14 protein-coding genes and 1 tRNA gene are annotated in these 15881 nt (G+C 52.5%); 8 read left to right on the top strand and 7 right to left on the bottom strand.

The window, feature by feature from the left end:
- Positions 1 to 121: 121 nt before the first annotated feature.
- The gene (locus Q4501_RS09510; RefSeq protein ID WP_303595980.1) at positions 122 to 1774 is read right to left on the bottom strand and encodes an electron transfer flavoprotein-ubiquinone oxidoreductase; all 1653 of its coding nucleotides are present in this window, start codon (positions 1772 to 1774) and stop codon (positions 122 to 124) included.
- Positions 1775 to 2304: 530 nt separating this feature from the next.
- Here Q4501_RS09510 and Q4501_RS09505 point away from each other — a divergent pair.
- From Q4501_RS09505 to Q4501_RS09495, 3 genes are all read left to right on the top strand, one after another.
- Positions 2305 to 3054, top strand: coding sequence for an electron transfer flavoprotein subunit beta/FixA family protein (locus tag Q4501_RS09505; RefSeq protein ID WP_303595979.1), 750 nt, complete (start codon positions 2305 to 2307; stop codon positions 3052 to 3054).
- On the top strand, positions 3054 to 3995 hold the full coding sequence (locus Q4501_RS09500; protein WP_303595978.1) for an electron transfer flavoprotein subunit alpha/FixB family protein: 942 nt from the start codon (positions 3054 to 3056) through the stop codon (positions 3993 to 3995). The genes Q4501_RS09505 and Q4501_RS09500 overlap by 1 nt, the downstream gene beginning before the upstream one ends.
- 106 nt (positions 3996 to 4101) lie before the next feature.
- Positions 4102 to 4947, top strand: coding sequence for a putative RNA methyltransferase (locus Q4501_RS09495; protein WP_303595977.1), 846 nt, complete (start codon positions 4102 to 4104; stop codon positions 4945 to 4947).
- 13 nt (positions 4948 to 4960) lie between these two features.
- Here the strand turns inward: Q4501_RS09495 and Q4501_RS09490 are convergent, their stop codons facing one another.
- A complete protein-coding gene (locus tag Q4501_RS09490; RefSeq protein ID WP_303595976.1) occupies positions 4961 to 5440 on the bottom strand; it encodes a hypothetical protein in 480 nt (159 codons plus the stop codon).
- Between the two features lie 12 nt (positions 5441 to 5452).
- Positions 5453 to 5743 carry a hypothetical protein gene (locus Q4501_RS09485; protein ID WP_303596196.1) on the bottom strand — a complete coding sequence of 97 codons (291 nt, stop codon included), beginning with the start codon at positions 5741 to 5743 and terminating at the stop codon, positions 5453 to 5455.
- Between the two features lie 239 nt (positions 5744 to 5982).
- Between Q4501_RS09485 and Q4501_RS09480 the strand changes: the two genes are divergently transcribed.
- The gene (locus Q4501_RS09480) at positions 5983 to 7224 is read left to right on the top strand and encodes a trans-acting enoyl reductase family protein (RefSeq protein WP_303595975.1); all 1242 of its coding nucleotides are present in this window, start codon (positions 5983 to 5985) and stop codon (positions 7222 to 7224) included.
- A 10-nt stretch (positions 7225 to 7234) separates the two neighbouring features.
- On the opposite strand, the gene cydC is transcribed toward Q4501_RS09480, so the two are convergent.
- Genes cydC through Q4501_RS09460 form a run of 4 tightly spaced genes read right to left on the bottom strand, consistent with a single transcriptional unit; the run spans position 7235 to position 12994 of the window.
- Positions 7235 to 8854, bottom strand: coding sequence for a thiol reductant ABC exporter subunit CydC (gene cydC, locus Q4501_RS09475; protein WP_303595974.1), 1620 nt, complete (start codon positions 8852 to 8854; stop codon positions 7235 to 7237).
- Positions 8847 to 10562 carry a thiol reductant ABC exporter subunit CydD gene (gene cydD, locus Q4501_RS09470; RefSeq protein ID WP_303595973.1) on the bottom strand — a complete coding sequence of 572 codons (1716 nt, stop codon included), beginning with the start codon at positions 10560 to 10562 and terminating at the stop codon, positions 8847 to 8849. The genes cydC and cydD overlap by 8 nt, the downstream gene beginning before the upstream one ends.
- Positions 10563 to 11564: a cytochrome d ubiquinol oxidase subunit II gene (cydB, locus tag Q4501_RS09465; protein ID WP_303595972.1), complete on the bottom strand. Its 1002-nt coding sequence runs from the start codon at positions 11562 to 11564 to the stop codon at positions 10563 to 10565.
- Entirely contained in the window at positions 11564 to 12994 is a 1431-nt protein-coding gene (locus Q4501_RS09460) for a cytochrome ubiquinol oxidase subunit I (protein ID WP_303595971.1), read from the bottom strand. Before Q4501_RS09460 ends, cydB begins: the two co-directional genes overlap by 1 nt.
- 184 nt (positions 12995 to 13178) lie before the next feature.
- Here Q4501_RS09460 and Q4501_RS09455 point away from each other — a divergent pair, with 184 nt between their 5' ends.
- The 4 genes from Q4501_RS09455 (at position 13179) to Q4501_RS09440 (ending at position 15709) form a co-directional block, all read left to right on the top strand.
- Positions 13179 to 13802 (top strand): class I SAM-dependent methyltransferase, encoded by a 624-nt coding sequence (locus Q4501_RS09455; protein WP_303595970.1) that lies wholly within the window; start codon positions 13179 to 13181, stop codon positions 13800 to 13802.
- A gap of 51 nt (positions 13803 to 13853) precedes the next feature.
- Positions 13854 to 14498, top strand: a complete 645-nt coding sequence (locus Q4501_RS09450; protein ID WP_303596195.1) for a cytochrome c — start codon at positions 13854 to 13856, stop codon at positions 14496 to 14498.
- Positions 14499 to 14512: 14 nt separating this feature from the next.
- Positions 14513 to 15526, top strand: a complete 1014-nt coding sequence (locus Q4501_RS09445) for a c-type cytochrome (protein WP_303595969.1) — start codon at positions 14513 to 14515, stop codon at positions 15524 to 15526.
- A gap of 96 nt (positions 15527 to 15622) precedes the next feature.
- A tRNA-Leu gene (locus Q4501_RS09440) sits at positions 15623 to 15709 on the top strand.
- The last annotated feature ends 172 nt before the right edge of the window (positions 15710 to 15881 follow it).

Here is a 15881-nt window from a genome sequence, read left to right as displayed (position 1 = left end):
CACTTACAGCAAAATAAACAAAGTAGTCGTCTCGACTCAATAAAAAAGCGGAGGAGCAGTCAAACCCGCTCCTCCGCTTTAAAAGCACCAGATTAACCGGCGCCTTGAGCTATCAACCAAATCACATGTTAGGGTAGTTTGGACCACCGCCACCTTCTGGCGTTACCCAGGTAATATTCTGGGAGGGATCTTTAATGTCACACGTCTTACAGTGAACACAGTTCTGAGCATTTATCTGGAACTTCTTACCGCTGCCATCATCCTTCTCAACCACTTCGTAAACCCCTGCAGGGCAGTAACGCTGAGCAGGCTCATCGTATTTTGGCAGGTTTACCTCAATAGGAATATCGGGATCCGTGAGCTTGAGATGAATCGGCTGGTCTTCGGCATGGTTGGTGTTGGAAACAAACACCGATGTAAGGCGGTCGAAAGTCAGCTTGTTATCCGGCTTCGGGTAGTTCACTTTCTTACACTCAGACGCGGGCTTCATGGTCGCGTAGTCTGGCGTTGTATCGCGGAAGGTGAAAGGAAGGCTTCCACGCAGGATGTTCTGCTCGAAGAATGCAATGGCGCCGCCAATATAGTTGCCAAACTTGTGCATTGCCGGGCCGAAGTTGCGCTCGTCGTAAAGCTCTTTATAGAGCCAGCTGTTCTTAAAGCGATCACCGAAGCTGGTGATTTCTTCACCCGACTGTCCGCTCTTCAGTGCTTCGAATACCGCTTCTGCGCCCAGCAAACCAGACTTCATTGCAGTGTGGGAGCCTTTGATCTTGGAACCGTTCAAGGTACCTGCATCACAGCCCAGTAACAGGCCGCCCGGGAAACTCATTTTGGGCAGGGCATTGTAACCACCTTTGGTGATGGCGCGGGCACCATAGGACACTCGCTTGCCGCCTTCCAGATACTTTTTCACTTCCGGGTGCAGTTTCAGGCGCTGAAACTCTTCAAACGGGCTCATGTGAGGGTTGCTGTAGGAAAGATCTGAAATCAGACCCACGTAAACCTGGCCGTTTTCGAGGTGGTACAGGAACGAACCGCCGGTAGAGCCACTTTCCTTCAACGGCCAGCCTGTTGTGTGCACAACCAGACCTGGCTCGTGTTTCGCAGGGTCAATGTCCCACAATTCCTTGATGCCAATACCGTAATGCTGGGGATCTTTACCTTCGTCCAGGTTGAATTCGCTGATCAGGCGCTTGCCCAGGTGGCCGCGGCAGCCCTCTGAAAACAGAGTGTATTTTGCGCGCAGTTCCATACCGGGCATGTAACCGTCTTTCTCTGATCCGTCACGTGCCACGCCCATATCACCGGTAAGAATGCCTTTTACCTGGCCGTCTTCGATAATGGTCTCAGCCGCGGCAAAGCCCGGGTATACTTCTACGCCCAGCGCTTCAGCCTGTTCTGCCAGCCAGCGACACAGATTGCCGAGGCTAATAATGTAGTTGCCATGGTTGTGCATGTTTTTGGGAACAAAGGCATTGGGGACCTTGGTCGCTTTGTTCTGATCTTTCAGCAGAAAAATGTCGTCACGGGTCACCGGAGTGTTCAGCGGAGCGCCTTTCTCTTTCCAGTCAGGGAAGAGTTCGTTCAGAGCGGTCGGCTCAAATACAGTACCGGCCAGAATATGAGCACCGATTTCCGAACCTTTTTCCACTACACACACGGTCAGTTCTTCGCCGGCTTCCTGCGCCAATTGCATAACTCGGCAGGCTGCTGACAAGCCGGCAGGGCCGCCGCCGACGATAAGAACATCAAATTCCATCGATTCGCGTTCCACGTTGGTCTCCTCAAACATCTTGAATGGATCTTATATGCCCGCAGGCTTGAATTCTGGAGCGTCATCATACCGGTAAAACTACCCATAGACGACTACCCAGAGCCAAATACTCCTGTTTTACAGGCTCAAAGGATAACGTATTTAAAAAATCAAACAAACGTTTGTTTGAAATATGAACAAAGCTTTGGCATTGTAGTTTTGTACAGTAATTCAATGCGCTGCACTGGTTAGCAGGTATGCAGATGCCTTGAATTATACAAGATGCAAGGGCGGGTTGGCATAGGGAAGGGGCACGACCGGTTTCATCGGACTATTGACCCACTTTATCTTTGCCTTCAGTATAAGTCCGCCGTGACGGATGGCCCCAGTGCGAGGCCGCTGTTTGTAACGTTCGGCACGAATACCCATAATCCCGGTATCTTGCCGAGACGAAGCAATCAGGAATACTCTGCAAACCCGCCCAAACCGGGCCGGCCTGAGAGCAATTCTGATTGAGAGTCATTAACCCATCGTAGAAGAACGAGGAATCTATGAAGGTTCTGGTCGCTGTAAAACGAGTAATCGACTACAACGTAAAGGTACGTGTCAAGCCGGATAACACTGGTGTTGATCTCGCCAACGTCAAAATGGCAATGAACCCATTCTGCGAAATCGCTGTTGAAGAAGCGGTTCGCCTGAAAGAAAAGGGTGTTGCAAGCGAAATCGTAGTGGTTTCCATTGGTCCCAAGGCCTGTCAGGAGCAGATTCGTACTGCGCTGGCGCTGGGTGCTGACCGTGGCATTCACATTGAAGCTGATGAAGAAGTCCAGTCTCTTGATGCGGCCAAATTGCTTAAAGCCGTTGTTGAGAAGGAAGAGCCCAAACTGGTCATTCTCGGCAAGCAGTCCATCGATTCTGATAACAACCAGACTGGCCAGATGCTGGCTGCGCTGACGGGTATGGGGCAGGGCACCTTTGCTTCAGAAGTGGTTGTTGATGGCGAAAAAGTGAACGTTACCCGTGAGGTAGACGGTGGTCTGATGACCCTTTCCCTGAACCTCCCTGCGGTCGTAACCACAGACCTGCGTTTGAATGAGCCGCGCTATGCTTCTCTGCCAAACATTATGAAAGCCAAGAAAAAGCCGCTCGATACCATGAGCCCGGCTGATCTGGGTGTCGAAATTGCATCGCGCCTGTCCACGCTGAAAGTTGAAGCGCCGGCTGCCCGTTCGGCAGGTGTTAAAGTGGCCGACGTTGCAGAGCTGGTCGATAAACTGAAGAACGAAGCGAAGGTGATCTGATGAGCATCCTTGTAATTGCTGAACACGACAACAGCAGCCTGAAACAGGCGACCCTGAGTGTTGTAGCGGCTGCCAAAGCCATCGGCGGCGATATTGATGTGCTGGTTGCCGGTGAAAACGTTGGCGCCGTTGCCGAAGCTGCCGCTAAAGCGGACGGTGTTGCAAAGGTACTGGTTGCAGACAATGCAGCCTACGGCCACTTCCTGGGTGAGAACCTGGGTGATCTGGTTGCTGAGCTGGGTAAAGGTTACAGCCATATTCTGGCTGCTGCCGGTACAACTGGTAAGGACTTCATGCCGCGCGTTGCTGCGCTGCTGGACGTTGCTCAGGTTTCTGACATCATCCGTGTTGAATCCGAAGACACCTTTGTTCGCCCAATCTACGCCGGCAATGCTATTGCAACGGTAAAGGCGAGCGACAGCATCAAGGTTGTAACCGTACGCCCGACCGGTTTTGATCCGGTAGCAGCTGAAGGTGGTTCTGCCTCCGTTGAGCAGCTGGACATTGTTAAAGATGCAGGTCTGTCTTCTTTCGTGAGCGAACAGAAAGCTGAATCTGACCGTCCTGATCTGGCGAGTGCCGGCATTGTAATTTCTGGTGGCCGTGGCATGCAGAACGGTGAGAACTTCAAGATGCTTGAGCAGGTTGCTGATCTGCTGGGCGCTGGCATGGGTGCTTCACGTGCTGCAGTCGACGCAGGCTTTGTGCCGAATGACATGCAGGTTGGCCAGACCGGTAAAATTGTTGCCCCGCAGCTGTATATCGCAGTTGGCATCTCCGGTGCCATCCAGCACTTGGCTGGCATGTCTGATTCCAAGGTGATCGTTGCGATCAACAAGGATGAAGAAGCGCCAATCTTCCAGGTTGCTGATTACGGCCTGGTAGCGGATCTGTTTGAAGCAGTACCGCAACTTGAAGAAGAGCTGAAGAAAGTTCTGTAACTTTCTTTCAGGCTTATAAAAAGGCACCTTCGGGTGTCTTTTTTATTGCAGTTCCATAAACTATAAGCACGTCCCTGTAACCCGCTTGAAACCCCGGATACCGCGCATGATCATCAGACCGTTTGAAGCTCTTGCCTGCCCAATTGACGGTTCTGCATTGCAACGGAACGAGAGAAGCTGGCAATGCGGTGCCGGGCACAGTTTTGATATTGCCCGGCAGGGTTATATCAACCTTCTCCCTGTACAGAACAAACGCTCTAAAGATCCAGGCGATAACAAGGAAATGGTTGCAGCTCGCCGAAGGTTTTTGAACTCAGGGTTCTATCAGCCAATAGCAGAAGCTGTGGGTAACGCCGTGTTCCATGAAACTGGCGGCAGTGAATCTTCCTTAAGCTGTCTCGATGCCGGGTGCGGAGAGGGATACTACATGCGGTATCTCGCTGAAAAGGCGCCGGAAACCGCAACTCTCTCTCTTATCGGGCTGGATATCTCCAAGTGGGCAGTCCTATCCGCCGCCAAACAGGACAAAACACCAGCCTGGGTTGTTGGAAGCAATGCCAATCTGCCGGTGTTACCTGAAACGCTCGATCGAATCTTGTGCCTGTTCGGTTTTCCCGTTTATCAGGAATTTGCCCGAGTATTGAGGCCGGGCGGCGAGATAGTCCAGGTAGATGCAGGGTCGGATCATCTGATTGAACTGCGAAGCATTATATACCCGGAGCTGAAAGAGGCCAGAAAGCAGCCGGAAATTGCACCGAATGGCTATAAAACGGTGGAGACGTCCTCCGTTCGCTATAGCCTCACGCTCCCCGACAAAGGTGCCATAGCTCACCTGTTAGCCATGACACCACACCTGTATCGGGCAAGTGCAGAAGGCCTGTCCCGCGCGGCGGAAATCGAATCGTTAAACGTCACAGTAGATGCCACCATAAAACGTATCAGAAAAATCTGACCAGCATTCCAGCCTAATGGTCGTTTTTCGGCGCCTCTGTGGGGGGAGCCTTACGTAACAGGGCCCGCTTTTCCGCTTTCGTTATAAAGAGAGTGTCGGCGAGAATGTGTATGGCTTTGTTTGTCGTGCGCACCGCGCGGTAGACCTGTTTGCTGGCCTCATCGTGGGTCTTTCGGGCTTTTTGTGCGCCTTGCCGGAACTGATCATCTTTTGAAAAATGGTCAACCAGGCTGAACGTGGTATTGGAAATGACTCTGTGCACCTTTTCAACTGCCCTGGCACCGCCGGATACAGTGTCTTCCAGAATTTTGGCTCGGTTGCGAACCTCGTAGATATCCATGCGGCGTTTCTGAACAGCGCTGTTGGTCGCGATATGGTAGGAGTTCAGCCTGCGTATCAGCATTCTGGAGCGATGATGCTGCCAGAACCCGTAGCAAAGGGTGCCGGATGCGAGCGCCAGAAAAAGTATTGCCAGAGCTAACTGAAACGTCAAAGTGGGGTTCTCCTAGCGATACTCAATATTCATTTCTACGTCGATGTTTCTTTGGATCATTTCTTCTTCCAGCTCTTTCATCACACCCTGATAGACCATTTTACGGACCATCACCGGGAGCTTGTCTGCTAGCAGCCGCGCAGAACGAGACTCACGTTTGGCCACATCAATCGGATTGAGTACTTTCAGCGTAAGGATCAACTCTGGCTCTTTCTCCATACCCGGGGCAGTGTCCTTCTCGTCAATTCCGGCCATCATGCTTGTTATGATCTTGCGCTGCTCTATAACTTGCAAGCAAAGCACGCCGCTGAAAATGACTAGAAGTAAACTTAGTATCAGGAGGAAAGTGGCCAATTCGTATCTCCGGGTATTTATACAAACGATATTCAGCAGTGTGCCTTATACAACGGGCTGTGCGATTGGCCGTGACGACGCCTCCACGGCTGTAAATGTGAAGTTAGATCACAGGCTCAAAACTGTTAACATCGAATCAATACGACATTCAGTAGATAATGCGCGTAAAACGCATAAAAGGACGGGCAATGAGCAAATCAACAGGAACCACTTACGACCTGGTTATATTCGGTGCTACAAGCTTCGTTGGACAGATTCTTACGCAATATCTGTTCGAGTCATACGGTATTACCGGGGAGGTCCGATGGGCGATTGCCGGCCGTTCCGAATCTAAACTCAGTTCGCTCAAGTCTGATTTAGGAACCGGTGCCGCTGAACTGCCGGTGATCATCGCAGATGCGACTGACGATAAAGCGCTGACGTCCATGTGCGAACAAACCCGCGTGGTGATCTCAACGGTTGGCCCTTATGCGTTGTACGGAGAGCCTTTGGTTAAGGCCTGCGTGGAAACAGGCACTGACTATTGCGACCTGACTGGTGAAGTTCAGTGGATTCGTCGCATGGTGGAGCGCTATGAGGACCAGGCCAAAAAATCTGGGGCGCGGATCGTTCATTGCTGCGGTTTTGATTCCATTCCTTCGGATATGGGCGTGTACTTCTTGCAGCAACAGGCCGAAAAGACCTTTGGTGAAACTTGCCAGGACGTACGTATGCGGGTGAAGGTCGCAAAAGGCGGGCTTTCCGGTGGCACCGTTGCCTCGATGATCAATATAGCCAAAGAGGCTGCCGCGGATCCGAAACTTCGCAAGGAACTGGCTAACCCGTTCTCTATCTGCCCGCCTGAACACCGCTCGAAGGTTCGCCAACCGAGTCTAAAGGGAGCGGAGTTCGATAAGACATTCAACGCATGGCTGGCACCGTTTGTTATGGGCGCTATCAACACCCGCATAGTTCACCGCTCAAACGCCATGCAAAATGCCAGGTACGGTAAGGAATTTACATACGATGAGGCCATGATGACCGGCCGTGGCACCAAGGGTCGTCTGGCGGCTTACGGTATAACAGCTGGACTGGCAGGCTTTTTTACGGCATCTGCAATAAAGCCCACTCGCTGGCTGGTGGAGAAATTTGTACCTCAGCCCGGTGAAGGGCCGACTCCTGAGGATCAGAAAGCGGGATTCTACGACATTCGCTTTGTAGGGCGCACCCAGGACGGAAAAACCATGATCACCAAGGTAACTGGCGATGCTGACCCAGGTTACGGCTCCACCAGCAAAATGCTGGGCGAAGCTGGTATGTGCCTGGCATTCGATGTCCCTGCTGAGCAACCGGGCGGTTTCTGGACACCGGCATCAGCGCTAAGCGACAAATTGCTTGAGCGCTTGACCAGCAAAGCCGGCCTTACCTTTGAGGTGGTTGAGACCCGTTAAGCTTGCCGAATCAAACTCCCAGGTAAAGCACACGGTCGGTGCCCGGCAGGGCGTCCGGCCCGTGTGCCAGACTAATCACCGTTCTACCTTCCAGCCAGGCATCAATTAAAGGGGTTATTCTTTCCCGTGTAGCTGCATCAACGCCGGTAAATGGCTCATCCAGAATCACCAGAGGCTCAGAGCTCAAAAGCACCCGCGCAAGGGCTACACGGCGCGCTTCACCGCCTGAAAGCCGGCTACCTGAACTCCCTAACCAGGTATCCAGCTGGTCCCTCTCCGTCTGGAAGCGGTCTGCCAGGTCAACCAGTTCCAGAACACGCCAGAGCTGTGCGTCACTTGCTTCAGGATCTCCTAAAAGCAGATTTGCCCGTAGCGTATCCTCAAACAACACGGTTTTCTGTGTGAGGTAAGCACAGGGCAGGCTGCTGCAAAAACCGTTAGAAGGCGTCAGAAGCCCAGCAAAAACATCCCCAAGCGATGACTTCCCGCTACCAGAATGTCCAAGAATACCGACTCGTTCACCTGCTTGGATCTGGAGATCAAAATGTGTAAATAGCGGCGCATGATCAGGGTACTTTACCGCAAGATTCTTCACTAGCAGGGCGGTGTTCACCGGCAGGGCTATCACCTCGCCAGCAGCTGGTACGCTATCCGCTTGCCGGCAGTCACGGTTTAGTCGCGCGGCAGAGGCTTGCGTGGCTCCCAGCTTCCCAAATGCTTCAGGTAGCATGCTGTAGACTTCTGCAAGCCCGAGCAGAACAATAGGTAGTAAAACCAGAACTGGCCCGGAAACCTCCCCTGAACGAAACAGCCCAAAACCAGCCCAGAGCGCAAAAACCGCCGACAGATTAATCAACAGATTCGAACCGGCCTGGTGCCAGCCAATACGTGAATCCGCCTTTACCTGCTCCGACGACGATTGGTGCGCTTGCCGCATGAGCCAGGCACCATGTTTGCCTGTGCGCCCGGCGGCAGTGAGTTCGGCGAAACCTTCCAGGTGCTCAACAACCGCAGTTCTCAGTGATTCCTGCTGATCACTCTGGCGAGACGAAATCTTCACTGTACGCGTATATGTAGCGAGGGTTGCGATGCCGAAAGCTGCTACGAGTATAAGGCCGATTCCGGCGGCAATCCGGATATTAAAAAGCACCGATGCCAGTACCACGACCAGCAAGGTAACCAAAGCCGCGAGAGCGGCCGGAGCTATCAGGCGCAGGTATAGAGTATCCAGTGCATCCACATCGCTGGTCAGTCGCGAAAGCCACTGAGCACCTGTTAGCTCCCGTCGCTGGCCTCGGCCAACAGAAGACAGTTTGCGAAACAGAGCCACGCGAATATCCGTTAACAGCCTCAATACGGTGTCGTGGTTATAGAGCCGCTCCAAATAACGGGAAACCGTGCGTGATACCGCAAAAAACCTGATCCCGCCACCGGGAACATACAAGTTGACCGTGGCGGGCAAACTGGCAGCCAAAAGAATACCGACCAGAGCGGTTTCCGTTATAAACCAGCCCGAGAGCGCCAGCAGGCCGAGACCTGAGAGCAGGGCGGCCAGCATCAACAGGGCACCGATAAAAAGTCTTGTAGGACGTGCACCGATCAGCTTTAACCAGGGTTTGAGCTCAAACATCTCTGACCTCTCCGCCTGAAACCAGCAGCACTCGATTGGCGAGCGCCAGCAGTGCATGGTGATGGGTGGAAAAAATCAGTGTCTTGCCGGCCAGAGCAAGCTTGCGCAGAGCTTCGAGAACAAATATTTCAGTGTCGCTATCGAGTCCGGCAGTGGGCTCATCAAGAAGAATCAAATCATAGTCAGCAACGAAAATTCTGGCCAGGCTGAGGCGCCGGGCCTGGCCCCCGGAAAGCCCTTGCCCGTCTTCTGAAACCTTGCTGTGGATACCTTGATCCCGGCTCTCAAGCAATGGGCCAAGACCAACGTTGCTCAGAGCGGTTTCAATGGCCACATCGGATACATTCGGGCTGGTTAGCCGCAGGTTGTCTGCCCAGGTGCCGTGAACCAGAAAACCGGTCTGGCCGAGCCAACCGAAGGCAAAGGTTCCTGCTGGCTTTCCAAATACCTTGATATCGCCACTGTCGGGTGCAAGAAATCCTGCCAGAAGATGCAAGAGTGTGGATTTACCGCTGCCGGAAGGGCCGGTAAGGGCGATCACATCACCTTTCGCAACAGTCAGTCCAATATTCGAAAGGACAGGGTGGTCCGCACGGAATGCCAGTGACACGTCGCTCAGCTGAATCGAACCGCTATCAACAGCAGGCGTAACGAATGAAAGGTCGTTATCGGATTCTTCAACGTCGTGATCTGCAGCAGGCGAAGCGGTTTGTTCATCACCCAGTCGTGCCAGAATCTCAGCGCCAGCGCCAAGAGCTGCTGCGCGGTCATGATAGTACTGAGAAAGCGTGCGTAAGGGCTGGAAGAACTCTGGTGCGAGCAGCAAAATCAAAAGGCCGGAGAAAAGTGTCAAATCCTGGGATGGTCCATAAGTGATATAACCCAGAAGACCAAAACCGATATAGATAGCAATCACTGCAATGGCGACAGAAGCAAAAAACTCCAGAACTGCTGAAGAAAGAAATGCGATACGAAGAGTTTTCAGCGTAACCCTGCGATAGTGATCTGATCTTTGTTGGATCACTTCTGCGGCGCTTTCTGTTTGTCCGAACAACTGCAGCGTGGTCAGCCCTCGAACCTTATCAAGAAACTGGCCAGACAGCCGGCTGATGACTTCAAAATGCTGTTGGTTAAGCTTTTCCGCACCCATACCCACAAGTGCCATAAAAAGAGGGATCAGCGGGGCGGAAAGGAGCAGGAAAATTCCCGCGAGCCAGTCCAGATAGAAGACAAGCAGCAGAATTATCAAAGGCACAATGAGGGATAACGTCATCTGCGGAAGGAAGCGGGCAAAATAGCCGTGCAGAGCATCAACGTGGTCGATCCATTCCCGCGCCAGACTACCTGCAGACGTTTGCCCCAGCGCGAGAGGGCCGCTGTTACGCCAATACCTGTGTATCTGGCGGCGGGCAGTTCGTCGGACCTGCTCGCTACATCTTGCCGCAAGATGGGTCTGCACACCCTGAGCAATAGCCCGTAGAGTTATTGCCAGCACCAGGCCCGCAAAAAGAGGCGCCAGCATGGAAGCTGACGCATTTTCAATCACACCAAGGTGAACAATCCTGGCCAGAAACACCATTTGGATAATAGTGGCGAAACCAGCCAGTGTGCCGGCAGCAACCGAGCCCTGGATCCACCGCCGGTTCCCTTTGGCGAGATCCGAGAGCCAGCGCCGGACAGCACTGCTCTCGACCTGCGTTTCAGTCACTTAGTGATAACCCTCGCCAGCCCGTACCTTGCCCCGGAATACCCAATAGGTCCATGCGGTGTAAACCAGCACAAATGGAATCACGATCAGCAAGCCTAACAGCAGGAACAGCTGCGAGTTGTAGGCGGAAGCTGCATCCCAAACAGTGTAATCAGGAGGGATAAGATAAGGCCAACGACTGACGATAAGCCCCAGGTAGGTCGTTATAAATAACCCCATAGTTGCTACGAACGGCATACCTTCCAACCGATTACGCACTGAGCGGAAAATCTGGATAGCACACAAAAGAGTCAGTACCGGCAGCACCCAGATTATACTGAGATTGCTAAACCAGCGCTCACGCACCATATCGTCAATGAAGGGCGTCCACACACTGATAATACCGAAGATTACCAGTATCGCTCCAAGCAAGGGCAGGGTGATCTTGTAAGCCCATTCCTGCAGCCGTCCTTCGGTCTTCATGATCAGCCAGGTAGAGCCAAGCAGAGCATAGCCTGCAACCAGACCGAGGCCTGTCAGTACAGTAAACGGCGTGAGCCAATCCAGGGCGCCACCTACATATACGCCGTTTGCAGTCTCGTAACCCTGAATGTAGGTGCCTACAACCACACCCTGAGCAAACGCGGCAATCGTGGAACCTCCGGCAAAGGCCCAGTTCCACAGATAGCGCGAAGTACGTGCTTTGAAGCGGAACTCAAACGCAATGCCACGGAAAATCAGGCCAGCGAGCATCAGGAAAACACCGATGTACAGTGCCGGTAACAAAACACTGTATACCAGGGGAAATGCACCCAGAAGGCCAGCGCCCCCGAGTACCAGCCAGGTTTCGTTGCCGTCCCATACAGGCGCGACCGTGTTCATCATGGTGTCGCGATCCTGTTCCGATGGAGCAAAGGGAAAAAGAATACCCACACCCAGATCGAAGCCATCCATCAACACATACATGATGACGCCAAAACCGATAATAAACGCCCAGATTAATGCGAGGTCAAACAGTTCCATTATAAAAGCCCTCCCTGTTTGGCTGACTGCTCGTTTTGGTCGTGAAGCTCAAACGTAGTATGGGCTGCCGAGAACGGCCGTTTGGGTCGTTCACTCTGAGTGTCCGGCTCATGAGGATTGTTTTCCATGCCCTCATACAGGACACGCATCAGGTAATAGACACCAGCAGAGAACACGAGCGAATAGACCACCACGTAGCCAATCAATGTGAACAATGCCATACCACCAGTCAGCGACGGGGTGACCGCTTCGGCCTGGGTCATCTGGCCGTAGACGAGCCAGGGAGCACGCCCCACCTCAGTGACGAACCAACCCGTGAGAACCGCGATGAACGGCGCTACGCTCATGAAGCGCAGTCCTTGTAGAAACCAGCGTGCGCGCCAGAGTCGACCACCGGGCCGCAGCGCCAACCCAGTAAATGCAAACAAGATCATCAGCATTCCGAGACCAACCATAATCCGGAACGACCAGAAAACGATTGCAACCGGTGGCTGCTCTTCAACCGGGACCTCCTTAAGGCCGGGAATTACCCCATCCATGTCATGGGTGAGAATAAGGCTGGCCAGCCCCGGAACCCCGATTTCGAAGAGGTTAGTCTGGTTTTCCTGATCTGGAATCGCGAATAGCAGCAAGGGAACATTGTCTGATGTTTCCCAGTTTCCTTCCATTGCAGCCACTTTCATCGGTTGGTGTTCAAGGGTGTTAAGCCCGTGAAAATCACCGACAACCAGTTGGGTTGGGGCGAGAATTAACAGCATCCAGAGGCACATAGACAGTGCTTTGCGGTTAGCCTCCACTTCACGACCCTTGAGCAGATACCACGCACTGACACCAGCTACAACAAAACCACCGGTCAGGAAAGACGCAATCACTTTATGGGCAAAACGGTACTGGAATGATGGGTTGAAGATCGCCTCGCTCCAGGAAGTTACGTGAAAAACGCCGTCCCGAAGTTCCGTGCCCGCAGGGGTTTGCATCCAACTGTTGGCAGAGAGAATCCAGAAAGAAGAAATGAACGTGCCTGTAGCAACCATAATCGCAGCGAACAAATGCACGCCCGGGGGCACACGATCCCTACCAAACAGCAACACGCCAAGGAATGCGGCTTCGAGGAAGAAGGCCGTAATTACCTCATAACTCAGCATGGGCCCGAGGAAGTTGGCCGAAGCCTGAGAGAAATTACTCCAGTTGGTACCAAACTGGAAAGACATAACTATGCCAGACACGACACCCATGCCAAACACAACGGCAAAAACGGTCGTCCAGAAAGACGACAATTTTGCCCATACCGGATTCTTCGTTTTGAACGAAAGCCCCTCGAGCACGGCAATATAGGATGCCAGACCGATGGTGAACACCGGAAAAATCGCATGAAACGATACGACAAACGCGAACTGAATTCGCGACAGGATAAGAGGATCTAGTTCCACAGGAACACCTCGGTAATGTTAATGTAACAACAAACGAGCGCAGCATACCCGCTCAGCCGCTGCCTTAGCATTAATTGTTATATTGTTATTACCGGCAGATGGCTGTCATGCTACTCGATATGTTAGCAAAATGGATAGGGCAGATTGTCGCACTCGTTGACTAAAAACAACTATGGTAAAAAACATGAGTTTTTACGAAGAGCGAATTCTCCCTCACATCATAGACCGGGCCTGCTCGATGGGCCAGCTCATGAAGCTGCGGAGCCAGCTGGTGCCGCTCGCCAAAGGTCGTGTTCTGGAAGTGGGAATGGGTTCGGGCGTTAACCTGGAATTTTATAACCCCGACAAGGTTGAAATGATCTACGGCCTTGAACCCTCTGAGGGCATGCGACGTAAAGCACTTCCAAATCTGAAGCGCTCGCCGATACATGTTGAGTGGCTTGGCCTTCCGGGAGAGCAGATCCCACTGGCCGATAACAGCATAGACACCATTCTCCTTACGTTTACGCTTTGCACCATACCCGATTGGAATGCGGCGCTTCTTCAGATGAAGCGGGTGCTGAAACCAGGAGGCGAACTCCTGTTTCTTGAGCATGGCGAATCCCCCCACGAGCATACCCGGAAGTGGCAACACAGAATTACACCCGGCTGGAAGAAACTGGCCGGTGGTTGCCATCTAAACCGACATATTGCAGATCTCATCCGCCACGCTGGATTTGAATTGATTGAACTGCAAAACCTCTATATTCCCAAGGCTCCGAAAATAGCCGGCTATATTTATAAAGGCATCGCCCGGAAATCGACTTAAGGACGGCAGAAGTTCTTTACTGAAAAAGAAAAAGGAGTAACGAAAGTGGGCATGAAAAGCCAAGTAATTACAGCCTTTACAATCCTGACTTTCAGCTTGACGGCAGCGCATGCAGTTGAAGGCGATCCTGTGGCAGGGAAGCAAGCGGTAGCCGTGTGCCAGTCTTGCCACCAGCCCGATGGTTCGGGCATGAATATCCCCGGCGGCGAATCCTGGCCGAAATTAGCGGGGCTGAATGCCAGTTATCTGTACAAGCAACTGCTAGATATAAAAGAGGGCACGCGCAAAAGCCCTACAATGAATCCATTCGTCGATATGCTGAATGAACAGCAGCTTAAGGACGTCGCCGTATATTACAGCCAGCTTCCGCCGAACGAAGGCAAAGGCGGGGAGAAGGCTACCGACGAGCAACTGGCGCGTGGCGAAAAGCTTGCGACTGATGGCGACTGGAACCGTTACATCGTTCCATGTAGCAGCTGCCATGGCTCCGATAACCAGGGAGCAGGCGATCATTTTCCGGGCATTGCCGGTCAACATGCGGGCTATATTGCTGACCAGTTACGCGCCTGGAAAAGTGGTAAGCGGGACAATGACCCACAGCACCTTATGCTAGCCATTGCTGAGCGCCTTGATGATGAAGACATCGTTGCAGTTTCAGCCTGGTTGTCGCGTCAGCCTGCCAAGCCAGCAAAGTAAGGGAGGACATACTAATGGACGGCCTATTCACAAAGAGCAGCCTGTCATTGGCGGTTGCAGCCGGAGTGCTCAGCTTTACTCTTCAAGCAGCAAACACCGAACATCGAGTGCCCACCAATATCCCTCAACCTGAAGAAGGGCAGTTCGTGCATGTGCCGCCAACCATGGACGATCTGGAGAAAAGCAACCTGCACCCGGAGTTGAAGCGCGTTATCAGGCGTGGACACGACTTGTTCGTTAACACCCAGCAATTGCGGGGCAAGAACGTGTTTAACGGCATGAACTGTAGCAGCTGCCATCTGGGGGAAGGGCGTCAGCCGTTCTCTGCGCCAGTCTGGCCGGCAGCTGTCGTTTTACCGAACTATCGTACGAAAAACGATCACGTAAATAGCCTTGAGGAGCGGATTGTTGGCTGTTTCTCATTTTCGATGAATGGCAAGCCGCCAGAGTATGGCAGTGACAATATGCTTGCGCTCGCTGCGTATCATCAGTGGCTCGCTAAAGGGGTGCCAATGTATCAAAGCGGCAAATCCATGTATGGCCGTGGCTTTCCAAAACTCCCGGAACCTGAAAAAGGTATGAGCTTTGAGCGTGGCAAGCAGATTTATGAGGCAAACTGCAGCATCTGCCATGCCGCAGATGGCAGCGGCCTTGTGCAGAATGGAGAAGTTGTCTTCCCGCCGTTATGGGGCGATACCTCTTACAACTGGGGTGCCGGAATCTCGCGCAACTTCACCTTGTCTTCATTCATAAAGCACAATATGCCACTGGGCCAGCCTAACAGCCTGACTGGCCAGGAATCCTGGGATGTTGCCTCCTACATCAACAGCCACGAGCGGCCGCAGGACCCCCGCTATACCGGCAATGTGAAGGAGACCCGGGAAAAATACCTCGACACTTTTCATAAATACACAAACTACGGGTTAGAGGTTAACGGCAAACTGCTCGGAGACCACGATAATCTTGGCGGTGAAAAAGACTTCTTGAAGCCAGACGCGTTGCGGCCACGCACTTTTAGCGCTGAATAGCCTTCACACACCGTTAGTGTCATCGCTGGCGGTGTTTTGAATTGCGTTATCGCCCAAGGCCTTATACAATTCTGGCGCTCAAAACCTCCCCCGATTGCTCCGGTGGTGAAATTGGTAGACACAAGAGACTTAAAATCTCTCGACCTCACGGTCGTGCCGGTTCGATTCCGGCCCGGAGCACCATTGAGAAAAATCCCTTTAAAATCAGCGTCTTAAGTGCAGCTCTCCAACTTCTTAAATCGATAAAATCAATGAGTTACGATTCCAGCAACTAGATTTTTGGATTCTAGTAGAGCTCACTATGTACACCTCGGTGTACACCCAGTTCGGTGTACAAGCAAAGATCAAGGCGTAG

It is taken from the genome of Marinobacter sp. 2_MG-2023, from assembly GCF_030546935.1.
Taxonomy (GTDB): Bacteria; Pseudomonadota; Gammaproteobacteria; order Pseudomonadales; family Oleiphilaceae; genus Marinobacter.
Note: the sequence above shows the minus strand (reverse complement) of the source record. Positions and strands in the feature narration are given on the sequence as shown.